22 protein-coding genes are annotated in these 20,471 nt (G+C 47.2%); 8 read left to right on the top strand and 14 right to left on the bottom strand.

Annotated elements, in window-relative coordinates:
* Positions 1 to 3: 3 nt before the first annotated feature.
* From ACO05E_RS05280 to ilvD, 4 genes are all read right to left on the bottom strand, one after another.
* Positions 4 to 498, bottom strand: coding sequence for a hypothetical protein (locus tag ACO05E_RS05280; protein WP_419811941.1), 495 nt, complete (start codon positions 496 to 498; stop codon positions 4 to 6).
* A gap of 178 nt (positions 499 to 676) precedes the next feature.
* Positions 677 to 922: a TIGR02647 family protein gene (locus ACO05E_RS05275; protein ID WP_419811940.1), complete on the bottom strand. Its 246-nt coding sequence runs from the start codon at positions 920 to 922 to the stop codon at positions 677 to 679.
* Positions 923 to 999: 77 nt separating this feature from the next.
* Positions 1,000 to 2,283 (bottom strand): hypothetical protein, encoded by a 1,284-nt coding sequence (locus ACO05E_RS05270; protein ID WP_419811939.1) that lies wholly within the window; start codon positions 2,281 to 2,283, stop codon positions 1,000 to 1,002.
* Between the two features lie 120 nt (positions 2,284 to 2,403).
* Positions 2,404 to 4,239, bottom strand: a complete 1,836-nt coding sequence (gene ilvD / locus ACO05E_RS05265) for a dihydroxy-acid dehydratase (RefSeq protein ID WP_419811938.1) — start codon at positions 4,237 to 4,239, stop codon at positions 2,404 to 2,406.
* 539 nt (positions 4,240 to 4,778) lie between these two features.
* Between ilvD and ACO05E_RS05260 the strand changes: the two genes are divergently transcribed.
* Positions 4,779 to 5,480 (top strand): HNH endonuclease, encoded by a 702-nt coding sequence (locus tag ACO05E_RS05260; protein ID WP_419811937.1) that lies wholly within the window; start codon positions 4,779 to 4,781, stop codon positions 5,478 to 5,480.
* Between the two features lie 59 nt (positions 5,481 to 5,539).
* On the opposite strand, the gene ACO05E_RS05255 is transcribed toward ACO05E_RS05260, so the two are convergent.
* The 9 genes from ACO05E_RS05255 to ACO05E_RS05215 all read right to left on the bottom strand — a co-directional run bounded on the left by ACO05E_RS05255 (position 5,540) and on the right by ACO05E_RS05215 (position 12,435).
* On the bottom strand, positions 5,540 to 6,136 hold the full coding sequence (locus ACO05E_RS05255; protein ID WP_419811936.1) for a NapC/NirT family cytochrome c: 597 nt from the start codon (positions 6,134 to 6,136) through the stop codon (positions 5,540 to 5,542).
* Between the two features lie 15 nt (positions 6,137 to 6,151).
* Positions 6,152 to 6,622 (bottom strand): nitrate reductase cytochrome c-type subunit, encoded by a 471-nt coding sequence (locus ACO05E_RS05250; RefSeq protein WP_419811935.1) that lies wholly within the window; start codon positions 6,620 to 6,622, stop codon positions 6,152 to 6,154.
* 15 nt (positions 6,623 to 6,637) lie between these two features.
* Positions 6,638 to 9,148 carry a nitrate reductase catalytic subunit NapA gene (gene napA / locus ACO05E_RS05245; RefSeq protein WP_419811934.1) on the bottom strand — a complete coding sequence of 837 codons (2,511 nt, stop codon included), beginning with the start codon at positions 9,146 to 9,148 and terminating at the stop codon, positions 6,638 to 6,640.
* A complete protein-coding gene (locus tag ACO05E_RS05240; protein ID WP_419811933.1) occupies positions 9,145 to 9,423 on the bottom strand; it encodes a chaperone NapD in 279 nt (92 codons plus the stop codon). Before ACO05E_RS05240 ends, napA begins: the two co-directional genes overlap by 4 nt.
* A 2-nt stretch (positions 9,424 to 9,425) precedes the next feature.
* The gene (gene napF / locus ACO05E_RS05235; RefSeq protein WP_419811932.1) at positions 9,426 to 9,980 is read right to left on the bottom strand and encodes a ferredoxin-type protein NapF; all 555 of its coding nucleotides are present in this window, start codon (positions 9,978 to 9,980) and stop codon (positions 9,426 to 9,428) included.
* A gap of 31 nt (positions 9,981 to 10,011) precedes the next feature.
* Positions 10,012 to 10,197 (bottom strand): periplasmic nitrate reductase, NapE protein, encoded by a 186-nt coding sequence (locus ACO05E_RS05230; protein ID WP_419811931.1) that lies wholly within the window; start codon positions 10,195 to 10,197, stop codon positions 10,012 to 10,014.
* 206 nt (positions 10,198 to 10,403) lie between these two features.
* Entirely contained in the window at positions 10,404 to 10,730 is a 327-nt protein-coding gene (locus ACO05E_RS05225) for a branched-chain amino acid transporter permease (protein WP_419811930.1), read from the bottom strand.
* Positions 10,727 to 11,455: an AzlC family ABC transporter permease gene (locus tag ACO05E_RS05220; RefSeq protein ID WP_419811929.1), complete on the bottom strand. Its 729-nt coding sequence runs from the start codon at positions 11,453 to 11,455 to the stop codon at positions 10,727 to 10,729. The genes ACO05E_RS05225 and ACO05E_RS05220 overlap by 4 nt, the downstream gene beginning before the upstream one ends.
* 101 nt (positions 11,456 to 11,556) lie before the next feature.
* Positions 11,557 to 12,435 (bottom strand): YicC/YloC family endoribonuclease, encoded by an 879-nt coding sequence (locus ACO05E_RS05215; RefSeq protein ID WP_419811928.1) that lies wholly within the window; start codon positions 12,433 to 12,435, stop codon positions 11,557 to 11,559.
* A gap of 150 nt (positions 12,436 to 12,585) precedes the next feature.
* On the opposite strand from ACO05E_RS05215, the gene rph reads away from it, so the two are divergent.
* On the top strand, positions 12,586 to 13,302 hold the full coding sequence (gene rph / locus ACO05E_RS05210; protein WP_419811927.1) for a ribonuclease PH: 717 nt from the start codon (positions 12,586 to 12,588) through the stop codon (positions 13,300 to 13,302).
* A 67-nt stretch (positions 13,303 to 13,369) separates the two neighbouring features.
* Here the strand turns inward: rph and ACO05E_RS05205 are convergent, their stop codons facing one another.
* Entirely contained in the window at positions 13,370 to 14,143 is a 774-nt protein-coding gene (locus tag ACO05E_RS05205; protein WP_419811926.1) for an exodeoxyribonuclease III, read from the bottom strand.
* Positions 14,144 to 14,214: 71 nt separating this feature from the next.
* Here ACO05E_RS05205 and pyrE point away from each other — a divergent pair, with 71 nt between their 5' ends.
* The 6 genes from pyrE (at position 14,215) to ACO05E_RS05175 (ending at position 20,434) form a co-directional block, all read left to right on the top strand.
* A complete protein-coding gene (gene pyrE, locus ACO05E_RS05200) occupies positions 14,215 to 14,862 on the top strand; it encodes an orotate phosphoribosyltransferase (protein ID WP_419811925.1) in 648 nt (215 codons plus the stop codon).
* 15 nt (positions 14,863 to 14,877) lie between these two features.
* Positions 14,878 to 15,549, top strand: a complete 672-nt coding sequence (locus tag ACO05E_RS05195; RefSeq protein ID WP_419811924.1) for a hypothetical protein — start codon at positions 14,878 to 14,880, stop codon at positions 15,547 to 15,549.
* Positions 15,550 to 15,853: 304 nt separating this feature from the next.
* Positions 15,854 to 17,539: an arginine--tRNA ligase gene (argS, locus tag ACO05E_RS05190; protein WP_419811923.1), complete on the top strand. Its 1,686-nt coding sequence runs from the start codon at positions 15,854 to 15,856 to the stop codon at positions 17,537 to 17,539.
* A 3-nt stretch (positions 17,540 to 17,542) separates the two neighbouring features.
* The gene (locus tag ACO05E_RS05185) at positions 17,543 to 18,076 is read left to right on the top strand and encodes an SPOR domain-containing protein (protein WP_419811922.1); all 534 of its coding nucleotides are present in this window, start codon (positions 17,543 to 17,545) and stop codon (positions 18,074 to 18,076) included.
* Positions 18,077 to 18,103: 27 nt separating this feature from the next.
* Entirely contained in the window at positions 18,104 to 18,439 is a 336-nt protein-coding gene (locus ACO05E_RS05180; protein WP_419811921.1) for a hypothetical protein, read from the top strand.
* A gap of 12 nt (positions 18,440 to 18,451) precedes the next feature.
* Complete coding sequence (locus tag ACO05E_RS05175; protein WP_419811920.1) at positions 18,452 to 20,434, top strand: RecQ family ATP-dependent DNA helicase; 1,983 nt, start codon at positions 18,452 to 18,454, stop codon at positions 20,432 to 20,434.
* The last annotated feature ends 37 nt before the right edge of the window (positions 20,435 to 20,471 follow it).

Below are 20,471 nucleotides of genomic sequence, written 5' to 3'. Positions count from 1 at the left end.
ACCTCACTTAAATTCGTGGAAGATAACAGGGTTGTTAATATTCAGAACGGCAACATTTTCGATCCCCAATTGTGAGACCTGTACCCGAACTTCTCTGAGATAACCTGGCAGGCGAATCAATTGTTCAAAATAACCCTGCGCATCGGTTTGTCCGCGGCTGATCACATTCTGTAATGGCGCGGGTTGAGGAACCGGGTCTTCATCCTGGCTAAGCTCAAACGACGTGGCTTCTGTTACGGTAACCGCGATGTGTTTACCAGGGTTGCCGTTGTGATCCAGCACCTGAATACGCAGAGTGATGTCTTGATTCATGTTGTAATCAAAATCTTCGGGCACAACGAGGTGGGTATTGTCTGTCTCCGCTGGCGGCAAGGCCGGTTGTGTCGAAGAGCTTCCACCTGAATCTCCTTTACCTGACCCCCCGCCACCACAGGCGGCCAGACTGATGGCGGTTGTTAGCAGCAAAGAATGACGCTTAATAGATTGAATAATGTTCACAGTGACTCTCCGGTTATGGCGAATACTGTGACTCAGCAGGCTTTGTACCAAATTGGTAAGGTTTTGATTTATATAGAAATTATCAAAAGGAGAGGGATTTTATTAGCGAATTGACAGTGCATTTTGCAACGCTGATTCCGGCGCTTGCAAAATGCAAATGTACAATAAAAAGAAAAGGTTAGTTGTTGCTGATATCCAATGCGTTGACTAAATCGTGTGCTTTTTCTGCTAACTCAACACCACGATCGGTCAGATAGCCGCCGTCGGTTTGTGACACCAGACCTTTGTCGAACAAACGCTGAGCGGCGGCAATCGTTTCGGGTGCAGCATCATGATGAACCTTGATACCGGTTTGCAGGCTGGAGTGGCGATCAAATTTCACCAGCAGGTTTAATTCATCAACAATTTCCGGGCGATAAGGCATAGGGGCATTCCTTGTTATTATTGGTTCACCTGTTACCCTACGCCGGTCGATGACAGACGGCAATCAATAAAAATGGATCAGCCGTCGTTGCTTGCTTCCGGTGCTGTGTCTGGTGCTATTCCCTGAGTCGTAGTTTGTTCTGAGGTCGTAGTTTGTTCTGAGGTCGTAGTTTGTTCTGTTGTAACAGCGTCTTCGGTAATAACTACCCCTGCTGCACTGGCTGTTTCTTCAACCGTATTTACTTCAGCAGAAGTCTCGATTTCAGCAGAAGCCATGGTTTCAGTAGAGGCAGCTGTTTCAGTAGAGGCAGTTGCTTCAACCGTAACAGCCGCTTCGGCTTGCGCTGGAGATTGCTGCTTTTCCATCTCTTCAATATAGGCTTCTAATTCAGCAATCTGCTTTTGATAACGGGCGGCAATACGCATTTCCTGCTCGGCGGCCAGCTGCTTCAGAGCCAGTGTCTGATCCTGTAGCGACATGTGGCGTAAATCATCGGCGTTTAACGCGCTGCCAATATTATGCAGATGATCTTCAAAGGTGAGTGCCGCTTGTTCTGCCCGAGGTTTATTCATTTGAAACAGCAGCGTGACTTCACGGCCAATATAAAGCGCATGCTGAGCGGCTCGTAGGGCGTCTTTACCGGCTTTGGCAACCAGTTCGCGGTCTGTGTAATGTTGGCGAATTAAGGCTTCGTTTTGTTCAACCAATGCTTCTGCGTAATCGAAGGTTTTTTTAGCATTGGAGTCGGCGTCTTCGTTATCGGCTTTATCCAGCGTATCACGAGCGGGCTGCCAGTGCTTTACCAGCATGGTGTTCAATTCAATATCTTTCAGCTCAGCCAGTACCGATTGTGATGCTTTAGCGATTTTTGTCTCTTCGCCGGCTTCAATCAAATGGATCAGCTCTTTAAAGTCTTCGATACCTGTCTGATAGTGCTTGGGCACAATACGTTCGGCCTTAATCTCATCGAGAATCCCCTTTTGTTGAATTAAATCCGGTAATAAGGCTTCGGTTTTGGTTTTGTTGGTTAACCCGGCTTCGGCTAACGCAACCACCTGAGCACAGGCCTGAATCGACTCATCCTGCTTGCCTTGCAATTCCAGCGTACGCGCTTGTTTTAACGTGGTACGAACCTGCTCCATATGCAGTGGGGCATAAAATTCCAGTTCAGCCTGTTTGGCTTTTTTGTAAGCTGCTTCGGCATCGTTTAAGGCTCGTTCATTATCACCGAGAAACTGTTCGGCTTTTTCATTGGCAACAGAATTAACCTGGGCTTGATTGGCAATTTGTTTATTGGCGCAGCCGCTGATGATCAGGCTGGCAAGAATCAGAAAACAAGGGAGGAAATTTCGCAACAACATATCGGACTCATAACAGGTAACGAAGAGCGCGATAAGCCGTCAGTAAGGAAGGATAAAAATAACGATCCGGAAAAACTAACCGCGCCTGATGACGCGGTTAGTTTAGAAAAGGAGTACCAATTAATCCAGTAAGGACTTATCGCGTACAGCCCCTTTGTCTGCTGAGGTCGCAAACTTGGCGTATACCTTCAGCGCCGTGCTCACCTTACGTGGACGCTCTTCGGCAGGCTTCCAGCCTTTAGCATCACGAGCGGTGCGGCGGGTTGCCAGTTCTTCATCACTCAGCTGAACATTGATGCTGCGGTTCGGGATATCGATGATGATGTCATCACCTTCTTCCAGCAGACCAATGGCACCACCGGAAGCGGCTTCCGGAGAGCAGTGACCAATCGACAGGCCGGAAGTACCACCGGAGAAACGACCATCGGTTAACAGGGCACAGGCTTTACCCAGGCCTTTGGATTTCAGGTAGGAGGTTGGATACAGCATTTCCTGCATGCCCGGACCACCTTTCGGGCCTTCGTAACGGATAATCACGATATCGCCTTCTTTCACTTCGTCAGCCAGGATGCCAGCTACGGCGCTGTCCTGAGATTCGAAGATCTTGGCTTTACCGTGGAATACCAGAATCGACTCATCCACACCGGCGGTTTTAACCACACAACCGTCTAACGCGATGTTGCCGTACAGAACCGCCAGGCCGCCTTCTTTCGAGTAGGCGTGTTCGATCGAACGGATACAACCATTTTCACGGTCGCCATCAACCGTTGGGTAACGGGTGCTCTGGCTGAATGCGGTTTGGGTTGGAATACCAGCAGGACCGGCGCGGAAGAACTCGATCACTTCTGGCGACGGGTTACGCATGATGTCCCACTTATCCAGCGCTTCTTTCATGGTTTTGGAGTGAACGGTTGGCAGCTCATTGTGTAATAAACCCGCGCGATCGATTTCACCCAGAATACCCATGATGCCACCGGCACGGTGCACGTCTTCCATATGGTACAGCGGCGAGTTTGGCGCCACTTTACATAACTGAGGAACAACACGAGACAAACGATCGATGTCTTTCAGGTCGAAATCCAATTCTGCTTCCTGAGCCGCCGCTAACAGGTGAAGAATCGTGTTTGTGGAGCCTCCCATCACGATATCCAGTGTCATGGCGTTTTCGAAGGCTTTGAAGCTCGCGATATTTCGTGGCAAAACGGATTCGTCGTTTTGCTCATAATAGCGCTTGGCGTTTTCAACGATGCGACGACCCGCTTCTAAGAACAGGTTTTCACGATCCGCGTGGGTCGCCAGGGTCGAACCGTTACCTGGCAGTGCCAGACCTAACGCTTCGGTTAAACAGTTCATGGAGTTCGCTGTGAACATACCGGAGCAGGAGCCACAGGTAGGGCAGGCACTGCGCTCGTATTCGGCCACTTTCTCGTCAGACGCGTCATCGTCTGCGGCAATCACCATGGCATCAACCAGATCCAGCTTGTGCTCAGACAGCTTGGTTTTGCCAGCTTCCATCGGGCCGCCAGAAACAAAGATCACAGGGATGTTCAGGCGTAATGACGCCAGCAGCATTCCCGGGGTGATCTTGTCGCAGTTAGAGATACACACAATGGCATCAGCACAGTGTGCGTTCACCATGTATTCAACCGAATCGGCAATGACTTCACGGCTTGGCAGGCTGTACAGCATGCCGTCGTGGCCCATGGCGATGCCATCATCCACCGCAATGGTGTTGAACTCTTTTGCCACACCACCGGCTTTTTCAATTTCGCGGGCAACCAGCTGGCCCATGTCCTTCAGGTGGACGTGACCCGGCACAAACTGGGTGAAGGAGTTAGCGACAGCAATAATCGGCTTGGAAAAGTCATCATCTTTCATTCCGGTTGCACGCCACAGCGCACGGGCACCGGCCATATTACGACCGCCGGTAGAAGTCTTGGAGCGATACTCAGGCATGGGAGTCTCTCGTCATCATGTCGTTAGCTAATAATACTGACTGGCATTGTATCAGTACGTACGCATTGCTGTCGCCACGTGAGCACGGCCAAACATTGTCGAAAACTGTATATCCTTCAAGTTGTTACGGAATAATTGTGAAGAAATCGAAGTGGAAAACTCACAGTTATCCATGATTTCTGTGGATAAAATTGGGAGTAACTTTGGGGCAAATGCCGCTAGCCCAGTCTACGAGCGCTGCTTAGTTAAATTGGTGAAAAAATAAACGTTTGTTTGAATGCTGCTGAGATCCACAAAAAGCCAGTGCTGGCAAGGGTTTTGTTGAAGTTTTTCAACTGTTTGAGGAAGTGGTTAAGCGGTATAAGTCAATAGGGAAAAATACGATGGATTTTTATAGGGGTGTGGAAAACTTTGTGAGTAAGGTGAGGGGAAGTTGGGGATTTTAGCTATGAGGGTGCTTAACATAAATCATGCTCTTATTGATAAGCTACTCTTTCACGAGTAGATTGCCCTATTCACAGAACATACAAGGACAGAACGTGACCTTTCAAACATGGATGCAGCACAAAGGCTTATCCAAAGCGTCGATCAATAAGTACGACACTGCTGTAAAAGGTGTGATTTCAGACTGGGCTCAAGCCGCTGGTTTATTGCAAGGGCCGTTAACTGCTGTCGAAAGCCATACTCGTTTTTTGGTGATATCAGTACAGATTCGAGAGTTAGCCATCTTCCAGCAGCGTAATTTAATCGGCAAAGGGATGTACAGCGCCGCTTTAAATAAATTTGCTGAATATTTAGAAGCGAATTTTTCAAAAGATGTAGAGGATGACCTTTCCGATATTTTAGATGGCCCTGATATTTCAGAAACAGACAAAATATCGGCCGTTAAAACACGCCTTGGGCAGGGTAAGTTTCGCCAACAATTAATTGGTTATTGGAATGGCTGTGCCATCACTCGATATCCTGATACCACTCTGTTGGTAGCCTCACATATTAAGCCTTGGCGAAATAGCTCTAACGAAGAGCGTTTAAATGTTTATAACGGTTTATTGTTATTGCCAACTCTTGATAAAACCTTCGACAAAGGGTTTATCACTTTTGAAGAGTCTGGAAAAATAAAAGTGTCGGAACAATTAGAAATGCCTGAGTTATTCGGCATTTCTAATGAGATGAAGGTTGTATTAGATACACAGCATCAGGATTTTTTGGCATTCCATAGAGAATCAGTTTTTAAAAACTAACGCTCTCCTAATCTTGCCAACGTCATATAACACGAAATAGAACCGTGGTTTACGCTTATTCAATGAAAAGCACTTTGGCCAATATCCGGTAATTTGTGTGCAATTCCTTTATGGCAATCGATGCAAGTTTTTTCCCCATTGGCTAAAGCACCTGCGTGTTGAATTGCTGCTCTCTGACTTTGTCGTGTAAAGTCCATTGAATCGAAATTGTGGCAGTTTCGGCACTCCAGAGAGTCATTGGCTTTCAAACGTGCCCACTCGTGTTCCGCTAATTCCAGGCGTTTGGCTTCAAATTTTTCCCGGGTGTTAATGGTACCAAAAATTTTTCCCCATACTTCTTTGGATGCTTGCATTTTTCGGGCAACTTTGTCTGTCCAATTGTGTGGTACATGGCAATCGGAGCAAATAGCACGCACCCCTGAGCGGTTGCTGTAGTGAATTGTGCTTTGCAATTCAGCGTAAACGTTTTCCTGCATTTCATGACAGCCAATGCAAAATTTTTCTGTGTTGGTTATTTCCATTGCTGTGTTAAAACCGCCCCAGAAGATAACACCTGCAATAAAGCCACTCATTGTTAAAAAACCCAATGATAAATGAACGGCAGGGCGGTTAAGAATATGCCAGTAATGTTTTATTCGAGCGATGATGAATTTCATAATCGTCTCCTGCTGTTATGGATGCTTTGGAATAATTAGCTCATCCATATCGATAAATTGATTATCAACAATGGGCTTGGCGTTTAACTGAGATACGTGACACTGAGTGCAAAAATAACGACGCGGAGATACTTCTGCCAAAAATTCACCATCGCGGTTCATATAGTGCGTCACGCTAATCGCTGGTGCCTGAGACTCATCGGCATTTTTCCTACCATGACAAGCCATACATTTATTGTAGTTTTTATCTAGCTGGTACTGGCTGATATCGTGTGGAATCGTTGGTGCTTGCTGTGGATAGGCACGCTCTCGCTTCTGGTCGTGATTCTCGACAGGCTGCATTAGCGGGGCACTACCTTCTTGATTCAAATCTGCTGGGCCACGTAAAGAAGCCACTTGAGGTTCTGAATAAACTGCCATAGAAGCTGATGCTAATATTGCTGATGTCACTAAAAAATTTCTTGTTAGTGTATTGAGCTTAAACATAATCCATCCTCCGCCTCAGGCCTTAACAACTTTAACAGCACATTTTTTAAAGTCCGTTTGTTTAGAGATTGGATCGGTAGCATCCAGTGTTACTTTATTGATTAGCTGGCTAGCATCGAACCACGGTACAAATACTAATCCTCTTGGAGGCTTATTACGGCCCCGTGTTTCAACTCGTGTAATAATTTCTCCACGGCGAGACACGACTTTCACCTCATCACCACGACGCATTCCTCGATCTTTGGCATCGTCGGGGTGCATAAATATAACGGCATCAGGAAAAGCTTTATAAAGCTCAGGAACGCGTTGAGTCATTGAGCCAGAGTGCCAATGCTCTAACACCCGACCGGTGGATAGCCATAAATCGAATTCTGTATCTGGACTTTCGGCTGGCGGTTCATAAGGTAAGGCAAAAATAACAGCTCGGTTGTCCGGCTTGCCATAAAACTGCCAGCCAGTACCTTTTTCGACATAAGGATCGGAACCTTCCTTAAAACGCCAGAGGGTTTCTTTGCCGTTCACAACTGGCCAGCGTAAACCCCGAGCGTCGTGATAGGCATTAAAATCTGCCAGGTCATGACCGTGACCACGACCGAAGGTTGCATATTCTTCAAACAGTCCTTTTTGCAAATAGAACCCAAATTCGTTCGCTTCCTGGTTATTATAATTTTTGCTGGCCTCACTCAATGGGTACTGGTTGACTTGGCCATTAGCAAATAAGACATCATATAATGATTTGTTTTTGTACTCTGGGTTCGCATTGAGAATATCGGCAGGCCATACCTCTTCGGTTTTAAATCGTTTAGAAAATTCCACCAGTTGCCATAAATCTGAACGAGCTTCCCCTGGAGCATCGACTAATTGATGCCAAAACTGGGTTCTGCGCTCAGCATTACCATAGGCACCTTCTTTTTCAACCCACATAGCTGTTGGTAAAATAAGGTCAGCTGCTTCAGCAGTTACAGTTGGGTAAGCATCCGATACCACAATGAAATTATCCGGATTACGATAGCCTGGCAGAGTTTCTTCATTAATATTCGCTGCAGCCTGAAGGTTATTATTTACTTGAATCCAGTATGCATTGATTTTCCCGTCTTTTAAGTCCCTACTTTGCTGTACGGCGTGTGCACCGGGCTTTCCGTTCAAAATCCCAGTCGGTAACTTCCATATTTTTTCTGAAATTTCTCGATGTTTAGGATTTTTAACAACCATGTCAGCGGGCAAGCGATGTGAGAATGTTCCGACTTCACGAGCGGTGCCACATGCTGATGGCTGGCCAGTCAGTGAAAATGGACTATTTCCTGGCTCAGCAATTTTTCCGGTCAATAAATGAATGTTGTAAAGTAAATTATTTACCCATACGCCACGGGTATGTTGATTCACGCCCATTGTCCAAAGAGACATAACTTTGGTTTTAGGATCGGCGTATAATTTAGCCATTTTTTCAATCGTTCGAGCGGGAACACCTGAAATCTCTTCTGCATACTCAAACGTATAAGGTTTAACAAACTCAGCAAACTGATCAAAACTTATGGCAGAAGAACCTCCGGCCTTTGAAGAGTTTTTAGCATTCTTCTGCAATGTATGATCAGGGCGCAGACCATAACCAATATCGGTATTGCCTTGGCGGAAGTTGACATGTTTATTTACAAAATTTTTATTAACACTGTTGCTTTGAATAATGTAGTTAGCAATCGCATTGAGCAACACCAGATCGCTATGAGGATTAAAAATGGCTGGTATATCTGCCAAATCAAATGAGCGATTTTCGTAAGTGGATAGCACCGCCACTTTCACATGAGGGTTGCTTAGTCGGCGGTCAGCAATGCGCGTCCAAAGGATAGGATGCATCTCAGCCATGTTGGATCCCCAAAGCACAAACGCGTCGGCGTGTTCAAAATCATCATAACAACCCATCGGCTCGTCAATGCCAAAAGTACGCATGAATCCAGCCACAGCCGACGCCATACAGTGACGTGCATTCGGATCAATATTGTTGGATAAAAAACCGGCTTTCATTAATTTGGATGCAGCATAACCTTCAAACACGGTCCATTGTCCTGAGCCGAACATTCCTATGCCGGTTGGGCCTTTTTCTTTTAATGCCGATTTCCATTTGTCAGCCATTACATCAAATGCTTCATCCCAACTAACTGGAGTGAAGCTGCCGTTTTTATCGTAGTGGCCATTCTTTTTACGCAACAACGGCTGAGTTAATCGATCTTGTCCATAGAGTATTTTTGATAAAAAGTACCCTTTAACGCAAGCCAGACCACGATTGACATCCGCTTTAGTATCACCATGAGTCGCAACAACTTTACCGTTCTTTGTCGCAACGCTAATGCCGCATCCGGTACCACAAAATCGACACGGCGCTTTTGACCATGTCAAAGTATTATCAGAACTTGAAGTAATAATATTGCTGGCTGAGCTGGGTAGCGACACACCCGCAACAGCGGCAGCAGTAGCTGCGGCTTGGGCTTTGATAACATCTCTACGAGTCAGCTTTGGTAGTAGGCTCTTCATAAGGTCACTCCACTGATCTGATTTAATTCATGTTCATTGGCAACCTGGTGATACACCATGGAGATATTGATGATGCCGGGTTGTGCATTAATTTCGTCGATGATTCGTAATAAATCACCACGGTCTTGTCCTTCGCTGACGATGACAAATTTTCCATTTTTATCTTCGCCATAAATATCAATGTGTTTTTGAAGCAATAAATAATCACGCAAGTTCTGAAAAGCACTCGGCTGACAGTAAACAATGTAGCTACTGATATGGACTTCTTCGTTCATAGTTAAACCTCAATGTGCTTTTCTGAATAAAAAAGATTCGGTGAATGGTGAGATTTAGCGGAGTTAATATTGTCAGGCGAAATAGTAATTGCTTCTGTAGGGCAACCTGATACGCAGGCACCACAATAATTACAGGCTTCATTATTAATATTAATTTCAGGGACTGAACGTCTCCAGACTAAAGAAATGGCACGACTTTCACACATGTCTTTACAGCTTTGGCAAACAATGCCTTGCCGATTTAAACATTTTTCTGACAAGGTGATACTTAAGCCCTGAAAAGCTTCGAGTTTATTGGATTTCTGTAATGCAGTAGTGGAACATGTATTTACGCAGTCCTGACAGAAAGTACATTCGCCTTGGCTGAAATCAATTTCAGGAAAGCCGCCATCACCTTTAACAATAATATCCTCTGCACAAACACTGACACACTCATGGCAACGGCTGCACGATTCTACAAACAGTTTTTCTGTCAGGCTCCATGGAGGGCGAATAGTGTTAGGCACAACTGTACGAGCACGAAAAAGTGCTCGTCGTGAATGGTCTATGGTTGCCATATTATTAGCCTATCAATCGTCATGATTCGACTCAGCTTCCAGGTGGGCCATTCAGGATTTGCAGAAACCAGACAATAAAACCATAAGCGCCAATTGCAGCAATAGTGACAGCTGGAATAATGATAAATGTCAGGAATAAGGAAATGCCAAGTTCAGATTTTTTACTTGGACTGTTCGCGTCATCTTCGCCACTGTTATTATTGTCTATGCTCATCATAAAGCTAACCTGATCGGTCGCGTTGTATTAGACATCAGTAAAGCAGTGGTCAGTGGTCGCTACTAGTTTTTTTGCAGAGAAAAAATTGACCTGAATCAGTAAAAAAAAATTTAACTTTTATGTCAGTTGCTAATGGTTTTTATTATATGTAAGAACGCTCTGTTAGAGCGCAAGAGTGAAAATATAACCTTTTAATCAGTCCGGTCTTAACCAACCCCCATCTGCACCAGCATCATATAAACCGCCGTTCCGCCAACAATGCTTAACAGCGATTGGCGGAACGCCAGATGCAATGCGGCAACTAACAATAAGCAGCCCAACTCCGGAGCAGACTCCAGCGAAATAGCGGCGTCGTTTTTAAACGAATATACCACCAATAACACCATCACCATGGCCGGTAAAAAGCGCCCTAAGTAAGTTAATAACGGGTGGTCGGCTACTTTATACAACAGTACAAAAGGCAATACCCGGGTGAAGAAAGTAACGCCAGCGAGCACGGCAATCACACTGCTGAGATACCAGAATTCGTTCATGATTTCACCTCCATGCGGGCTGAGCCTGAACGTGCACGCACCGCATATTGCATGATCAATACGCTGAGGCTGAGCAGAATGGCGATCAGCAACATATGTTCGCGGCTGATGAATACCAGAGTGCCAACACCAATTCCCAACGCCACCAGAAACGGACGAACGTCTTTCAGGTGTTTAAATTGCTCAATGGTTAACACCATAAATAACGCTGGTAGTACAAAGGCGATGCCGTCGGTGGAAAACTCCAGCTGGCTGCCAAGCCAGGCACCAATACTGGAGCCTATGATCCAATAACTCTGATTAATCGCGGTAATTCTGACCTGGAATTTGGCTGGGTCGATGTCTTTTGGTAATACCGTTGAGGTGATTAACGAAAAGGTTTCGTCGGTTAAACCAAAAATCTGATACAAGCGCCGCCAGCCGGTGTTTTTAACGTGGCTCATTACTGATAAGCCATAAAAAATATGACGTGAGTTCAGCAGTAAAATAGCCACGGCCATCTCGGTTAATGAGGCTTGATTAGCTAATAACCCCACCACCAGAAACTGAGCCGCTCCTGCAAAAATAAATACACTCATGGCGCTGGCCCATAACCAGTGGTAGCCGAGTTCGCTGAATAACACACCAAAGGCGGCACCAAGCGGTAAATAACCAAACATCACCGGCAACGATGAACGTAATACCAGAGTATTTAACGGAGATAGCTGAAATAGGGAGGAGGGCATATAAAGAGACTGCATTTTCTAAAAGCACATTCTAATTGACCATTTAGTCAGGCGACAAGAGAGGCGTTAAGACACGCCTCAGTAGCTGGCCGTCTTTGATCTCACTCGATATTCTGAACCTGCTCACGCATCTGTTCGATCAACACTTTTAAGTCCACCGCGTGTTGGGTAATGGTGGCGGTTAAGGACTTCGACGATAACGTGTTCGCCTCGCGATTCAGTTCCTGCATCATAAAGTCGAGGCGGCGACCAATTGGCTCGTTACTGCTAAGGATACGTTTTACTTCATTGATGTGGGTGTTCAGGCGATCCAGTTCTTCCGCGACGTCTGCTTTTTGCGCCAGCATGACCATTTCCTGCTCGACCCGGTCGCTATTGATTTCGCCGCTCAGTTCATCCAGTTTGGTTTGCAGTTGCTGGCGTTGAGCGGCCAGTGCTTGTGGCATATCCGTGGTCACTAGGCTGACGATCTCAGACATTTTTTCTAAACGAGTTGAAATCATTTCAGCCAGGTCAGCACCTTCACGGGCGCGGGTTTCTTTTAACGTTGCCAGGCTGGCATCAAACGCTTCGAGTGCGGCTTGTTGCAGTGCTTTGCCATCCACTTCTTCACTGTTTAACACGCCGGGCCACTGCAGAATTTGCAGTGCATCGAGGGCATTGCCCGGGCCAATCACCGAATGAACCAGATCAGCGGCATGGTTCAGCTGCTCCACCAGCTCGGTATTCACGGTGAGTTTGGCGTCGCCCTGTAACGGCTGAAAGCGCAGTGCACATTCAACCTTACCGCGGCCGAGTTGTTTCTTCAGGCGTTCGCGCAGGTGGGGCTCCAGATCACGCAACGCATCGGGCAAGCGAAAATGTGGCTCCAGATAACGATGGTTAACGGAGCGTAATTCCCAGGTAAAACGCCCTTGTGGGCATTCACTGCTGCTGCGGGCAAACGCCGTCATACTGTAAACCGTGGCACTGTGACTCATGGATCAATCTCTGCTGTAAACACTAAACAATAGGGCGGTTATTGTACGGACGCTTTCCCAGCCTTGCATCATCAGTCACTGCATCTGTCCATCACCGGTAGGCCCACGTATACTGCGCTCCGTTTAAACGAATCTTTTGAGGATAATGCTATGAGACCCAGCGGTCGTGCACTGGATCAGTTACGTGACGTTAAAATTACCCGCAATTACACCAAACACGCCGAAGGTTCGGTGCTGGTGGAATTTGGTGATACCAAGGTAATTTGTACCGCTTCAGCTGATACCAATGTTCCGCCATTTTTGCGCGGTAAAGGTCAGGGTTGGGTAACCGCAGAGTACGGTATGCTGCCGCGTTCCACTGGTTCTCGTATGATTCGTGAAGCGGCCAAAGGTAAGCAACAAGGCCGTACGGTTGAAATTTCCCGCCTGATTGGTCGTTCTCTGCGCGCTGCAGTCGATCTGAAAGCGCTGGGCGAAAACACCATTACCATTGATTGTGATGTGATTCAGGCCGATGGCGGTACGCGTACCGCGTCGATTACCGGTGCTTGTGTGGCGCTGGTGGATGCCATTAATCATCTGAAAGAGAAAGGCAAGGTCAAAGGTGAGCCACTGAAGCATATGATTGCGGCGGTATCGGTGGGTATTTATGAAGGTCAGCCGGTGCTGGATCTGGATTATCCGGAAGACTCGGTCGCTGAAACCGACCTGAACGTGATCATGACTGCTGGTGGTGGTTTTGTGGAAATTCAGGGTACTGCTGAGCAAGAGCCATTCTCTGATGAAGAGCTGGCCAGCATGTTGGCGTTGGCGAAAAAAGGCATCGCTGATCTGGCAGCCGTGCAGAATGCTGCTTTAGAAGCTTAAAAAACAAAGCCGCTGGCAGAGCAATCTGTCAGCGGCTTTTTTGTATCTTCAGCATCTGAAAAAGACATTAGTCTTCGTCGAACTCATACTCCACCATCACAGCGGCGTGATCACCAAAATTCAGGTTGTTATCAATTTTGGCTTCCACCACATACTGGCGAATATTCGGTGTGCAGATCTGCATATCTTTACGCCAGCCATTCTGATTACGGCGCGCGCTGTCTTCATCCGGCCACCAGGTAAACTGGTTTTCACCAAAGTTGGCTTCACGGAAGGCATCAACGTATCCAGCCGGGCCAAACATCTGATCGAACCAGGCACGTTCTTCCGGCAGGAAGCCCGGTGTTTGCTGGTTGGCTTTCCAGTCGCCTAGGTCGATGGTTTTATGCGCAGCTTCAAAGTTACCGCAGAAGATAAACTCACGACGCTTGCGGCGGGTTTTGGTCAGGTGATCCAAAAACGCCTGCTGGAATGCCAGCTTGTCTTCCAGAGTATTATGCTCATCAACCGCCGGGAACAGAATTGAACCCACACTGACGTGATCAAAATCGGCCTGAATAAAACGGCCCTGCATATCACACTGAGGAAACGCCAGACCAGTCATAATGGCTTTGGGCATCAACTTGGTCAGAATGGCAACCCCGGAGTAGTGATCGGCTTCGGCATCAAAGAAGTAGGCGTTAAAGCCATCCGGATACACGACATCGTCTGGTAACTGATACTCTTTGGCCTTCAGGTTCTGAATCGCAATCACATCCGCATCGGTTGTTTTAAGCCATTCGTATAAGCCTTTTTCTACGGCTTGTGCCAGGCCATCGACGTGTAAACTGATAATCCTCATACATGGTTCCCAACTGGTGAAGCGTGTATCATACCGCATCATATTAAAAGCAGGTATATCAAGAGTTGACTATGCAAACCTATCAGAAAGAATTTATTGAATTTGCCATTCAGCAAGGTGTTCTGAAGTTCGGCGAATTTACCCTTAAATCTGGTCGTGTCAGCCCTTATTTTTTTAATGCCGGTTTGTTTAATACCGGTGGCGCTTTGGCCAAGTTAGGTCGCTTCTACGCCGCCGCACTGGAAGCCTCGGGGCTGGAATACGACGTGGTATTTGGCCCGGCGTACAAAGGCATTCCACTGGCAACCACGTTAACCGTGGCGCTGGCCGATCAGTACAACAAAGATATGCCTTACGTGTTTAACCGCAAAGAGGCCAAAACACACGGCGAAGGCGGCAATCTGGTCGGTTCTCCTTTAACCGGTCGTGTATTAATCGTAGACGATGTTATTACCGCCGGTACGGCAATTCGTGAAGTTATGGCTATGATTAACGATGCTGAGGGGGCCACACCGGCTGCGGCTCTGATTGCACTGAACCGTCAGGAGAAGGGCAATGGTGAGTTATCGGCGATTCAGGAAGTGGAGCGTGATTTTGGTATGCCGGTGATCAGCATTGTGAACCTGAACCAGGTGCTGGATTATGTGTCTGAAGATCCTGAACTGAGTCAATACGCCGACGCAATCAGCGCTTATCGGGAACAATACGGGGTTGTCTAACGTGAGTGATGTAACATGAAAGGTTTTGTCTGGTGTGTGGTGTTAAGCGGCTTACTGCTTTCCAATGTCAGTCATGCAGCCAAGTTATACCGCTTTAAAGTCGATGGTCGGGTGATTATTAAAGATCATGTCCCGGCCGAGTACTCTCATCTGGGCTATGAGGTGTTAAACAGTTCCGGGCTGGTGGTGAAGGAGGTTGCACCTGCTCCAACGGCTGAAGAGCTGGCTGCTCGTCGTGCCGCAGAAAAAGCCAAAGAAGAGCGTCTGGCCAAGATCACTGCCCAGCGTAAGAAAGATCTGAGCCTGTTGCGCTTGTACGCCAAACCCGAAGACGTCGAGCGCGCCCGTCAGCGTAAAGCGGACGAAATTGAGTCTTATGTTCAGCTGCAGCGCCGTCGTATCTCGGATTTGGAAGTGAAACTGGAGCAATCTCAGGGCGATGCCGCCAATATTGAGCGTCGTGGTATCGAAGTGCCAGCCGATCTGCGCTTGGAAATTGCCCAGTTACAAAATCGTATTCGCGAAAGCCATAACAATATTAAAAATCGCCAACAGGAGATGATTGACAGCACTAAGGAGTTCTCGCGTCAGTATGAGCGTGTCCGTGTGTTGCAGGTCTATAAACCAGGCACTCTGGATGAAGATGTCGATCTTGATCATGTTGATCAACAATTGGGTGTTCTCTAGCAGGCTGCTGAAAAACTACTTACGTTGCCATAACTTCGTTAAAAATCAGCTCAAAATGCTCATTTATTGCCTATAAACTGCGCGTTTTCGCTGATTTTTGCCTTGTTCTGACTGCCTCAGAAACATTTTTCAACAACCTGGTAAGTCATGGGGGATTCCTCCAGGCTATAAGTCTTGTTGCAAATAAGCACGTAAATCAAGGCCGCAGCGGCTTCACCCGCTGCGGCCTTTTTGCGATAATCGCGCCCCCGTTTTTGAACGGTTAATCGTCCGACGTTAATCATTGCCGCTGAGGCCAGAATTTATGAAACCGCAAATTGCCGAGTTGTTATCCACCGTTGTTGCCACTTTAAAAGCTCAGGAGGTGATTCCTGCCGAGCTGGAGCCACGCATCAATGTGGAAAACACCCGCGATAAAGCACACGGCGATCTGGCCACCAACCTGGCGATGATGCTGGCCAAACCAGCGAAGAAAAACCCGCGTGAACTGGCGCAGCTGATTGTTGATGCACTGCCAGAAAGCGAGCTGGTGGAAAAAGTCGAAATCGCCGGCCCGGGTTTTATCAATTTCTACCTGTCGGATGCTTCCACCAACAGCCTGATTAAGGCGGTACTGGAGCAGAAAGAACAATACGGTCGCTCAAACGAAGGTGCTGGCCGTAAGGTTCAGGTGGAGTTTGTATCGGCTAACCCAACCGGGCCTTTGCACATCGGCCATGGTCGTGGCGCGGCGGTGGGTGACTGCTTATGCCGCCTGCTGGATGCTACCGGCTGGGATGTGACGCGTGAATTCTACTACAACGATGCCGGTGCTCAGATTAACAATCTGGCGCTGTCTGTTCAGGCGCGTTGTAAAGGCTTAACACCAGACGACGCCAGCTGGCCGGAAGACGGTTACCGTGGTGACTACATCAAAGATTTGGCTGACAGCTTTATGGCTGGCGATACCGTGGTATCCGAAGATCAGAGCTTTACCGGGACCAAAGATGCAGACGATTTAGAAGCCATTCGTCATTTCGCCGTGGCTTACCTGCGTCGTGAACAGGACCTGGATTTAAAAGCGTTTGCGGTCGATTTTGATGTCTACTTCCTGGAGTCGTCGCTGTACTCCGAAGGCAAGGTTGAAGAAGCGGTGCAGAAGCTGATTGCCAATGGTCACACCTACGAAGATGGCGGTGCCTTGTGGTTACGCACCACTGACTTTGGTGACGATAAAGACCGTGTGATGCGTAAAACCGACGGCGGTTACACCTACTTCGTACCGGATGTAGCCTACCACCTGGACAAATGGCAGCGTGGCTTTGAAATGGTGATTAACGAGCAGGGTGCTGACCACCACAGCACCATTACCCGTGTTCGTGCTGGCCTGCAGGGGCTGGATGCCGGCATTCCAAAAGGCTGGCCCGACTACGTCCTGCACCAGATGGTGACCGTGATGCGCGGCGGCGAAGAGGTGAAAATCTCCAAGCGTGCCGGCAGTTATGTCACCTTGCGTGACCTGATTGACGAAGTTGGTCGCGATGCGACCCGTTACTTCCTGGCAGCGCGTAAAGCCGACAGCCAGCTGACCTTTGATATCGATCTGGCACGTTCGCAATCGTCTGATAACCCGGTGTATTACATCCAGTACGCTCACGCGCGTGTTTGCTCGATTTTCCGTAAACTGGAAGCTGCTGGCCAAAGCTGGACGCTGGAACAGGGCATTGAGTCGCTGAGCGCATTAACGCTGGATAGCGAAAAAGACCTGATCGTTAAACTGGGTCGTTACCCGGAAGTGGTTAAGAATGCGGCCAATAACCGTGAGCCGCATCAGATTGCCAACTACCTGAAAGAGCTGGCGGCTGAGTTCCATACTTATTACAACTCTGAGAAAACTCTGGTTGATGAAGATGATGTGCGTAATGCACGTCTGACTCTGGCTGAAGCGGTGCGTCAGGTGATCAGCAATGGATTAAACTTGTTAGGTGTTTCTGCACCAGAAGAGATGTGATCTATGTCTGACGGCGCTAGCAAAATTCCAAAGTGGGTGTGGATTACCACACCCACCCTGGCTGTTGCCTTTATTGGGTTTATCCTGTTTTTATCGACTGTTCCTGCAGGTCAGGAATTAAGTGCGGTACAGGGCGATGCTCGTAAAATGCTGCAGCAAGGTGTGGATAAAGCGAAAGAAAAAGCCGCCGAAGATATTCCAAAACCTAATTACGAATTTTATAAACTGCTGGAAAACCAGACCGTCGAAGTTCCAGAAGTCGAAGAGTATAAATCGACTCCGAAAGACGCGGCGGTTAAATACGAATACCGTTTACAGGCTGGCTCTTTCCGTTCCGAGTCAGATGCCGAACGCTTACGCGGTGAACTGATTCTTCAAGGATTACAGGCGTATCGTGAAGAGCGTGAAGTTAATGGTAATGTCTGGCATCGGATTATGGTTGGCCCATTTAATAATCGCTCAAAAATGAATAAAGCGCAGGATATTCTGGCCGCCAATAATATCAGCCCGGTGGTGCATAGAGATAAAATTCAATAGTAAAAATTGCTATAAGGAATATTAGCGATGATAAAAAAAATTCTATTAATGTCCTTGTTTTCAATGACTTCTCACGCAAGCATTAGTGATTGTAAAAACCTATATGTCGGACAAATTTTGTTGACTGAAACAGGGGGGTTGGGTTCGGTTGTTTATATGAATAATCGAAATGATACATCAGGATCGTATTGGAGCTCTTTTGTCGACTGGGAGCCTGAAGCAAAGAAAGCTGCACTTTCTGTTTTGATGGCTGCAAAATTTTCGGGACATCGCGTTAATGTCACAACAAAAAATGCTGATGGATGCGGTATAGCCTCAGGTGGTACTAGAACAAAAAACTTGTATTTAGCCCCAAATCCATAGTTTTACTGCTTAATGGAAGATTACGTATCTGTCTTAAAACAAACCTTTGGCTTTGACAGTCTTCGTCCCGGGCAGCAGCCGGTGGTTGAGGCTTTATTGGCCGGGCGCAGTGCTGCGGCTATTTTCCCGACTGGTTCCGGTAAATCCTTGTGTTACCAATTACCTGCCTTAATGCTGCCGCATCTGACTTTGGTGGTGTCACCTTTATTGGCTTTAATGCAGGATCAGGTAGCTTTTTTGCAGAGCAAAGGCATTGCTGCTGCCAGTATTGACTCCAGTCAGAGCCGTGAACAAGCGCAGCAAATTCAGGCCGATGTGCGCAGCGGTAAAATCAAAATTCTGATGGTATCGGTTGAACGTTTAAAGAACGAGCGCTTTCGTCAGTTTATTGAACAAATTCCGATTTCGTTATTGGTGGTCGATGAAGCTCACTGTATTTCGGAATGGGGCCATAATTTTCGTCCGGATTATTTAAAACTGCCAGATTATTGTTCTGCTTTTAATATCCCTCAGGTGTTATTACTCACCGCGACAGCCACCAAGGCAGTGATAGACGATATGTGCGGGCGCTTTCATATTGCTGCGCAAGATGTGGTTACCACAGGTTTTTATCGCCCGAATTTACGTTTGTTGGTACAGCCTACCGCTGAATCTGAACGGCGAAAAAAATGCCTACAATGGTTACAGCATCTGAATAAAAAGCAGTCTGAAAAAGCTGAGAGCTTTGGTGCAATTATTTATGTCACGCTACAACAAACGGCGCATGAGGTGGCAGATTATTTAGCCCCTCATTTGCCCTTTCCGGTAAAGGCTTACCATGCTGGATTAAGCAGCGATGAGCGTGAAATAATCCAGCAGGAATTTATGGCGGGCACAACGCCTTGTATTGCTGCCACCATCGCATTTGGCATGGGCGTGGATAAAAGTAATATTCGCCAGGTGATGCATTATGACCTGCCTAAAACGATCGAAAATTATAGCCAGGAAATTGGTCGTGCCGGGCGAGATGGTTTGCCTTCGGATTGTGTGATGCTGGCCGACAACTCTGGTTTTCAGGTGCTGGAGAATTTTGTTTATGGTGATACTCCGGAGTTATCTGGTATTCATATTGTGCTGGATCAGATTCGTCATAATCTGACGACACATTTTAATGATCAGCGCTGGGAAGTTTTAATGACGCCGTTGTCGGCGTTGAGCAATATTCGCCTGTTGCCACTAAAAACCCTGTTGGTGAATTTAGAAATGCGTGGCATTTTAACCGCGCAGTTCAGTTATTTTGCCGAATATAAATACAAGCTGACGATCAGCGAAAGTGAATTGCTGGCCAATTTTGATGACGCCCGTCAGCAGTTTCTGCAGCAGGTATTTAATACCAGTCAAAAAGCCCGCAGTTGGATTACGCTGGATACCGATGCGCTGATAAAACACACAAGTGATAGCGAATCCCGCCGTCGCGCAATTATGGCGCTGGAATACTGCCAGGAAAAAGGCTGGCTGGAGCTGCAAAGCAAACAAATGACTGATGTTTATCGGGTGGATGTGGATAAATTGAATCAACCCGGCTTGGCGCAACAGTTAGCCAGCCATTTTGCCGAAAAAGAGCGCAGTGAAATCCAGCGTATTCAAGCCATGCTGCAGCTTCTGCAACAACCGACGTGTTTAAGCCGCTCACTGGCGCATTATTTTAATGACCTCAATATGACGCAGGATTGTGGTCATTGCTCGGTGTGTATCGGCAAACATCAAGCCTGGTCTCAGCCAGAGTCGCTGCCAGCATTACAGTCTGAGCAGCTACAGGCTTTATGTGTGCCGCTACAACAAGCGATCCAGCAGCAATTTAATCAGCTGGCTTCAGCCGATTTATTGACCCGTTACCTTGCCGGTATCACAGCACCATGGCTAACTAAGGTCAAAGCCCGGCAGTTGGGAGACATGGGCAGCTTAGAGCATTACCCTTATGCTCAGGTCAAGAATGAGATAAATAAAATAGTTTAAGTAAAACGATTTATCTAAAATGATCTAACAAAGGCGG

Origin of the sequence: Bacterioplanoides sp., assembly GCF_965226395.1 — a bacterium.
Lineage (GTDB): Bacteria > Pseudomonadota > Gammaproteobacteria > Pseudomonadales > Oceanobacteraceae > Bacterioplanoides.
Note: the sequence above shows the minus strand (reverse complement) of the source record. Positions and strands in the feature narration are given on the sequence as shown.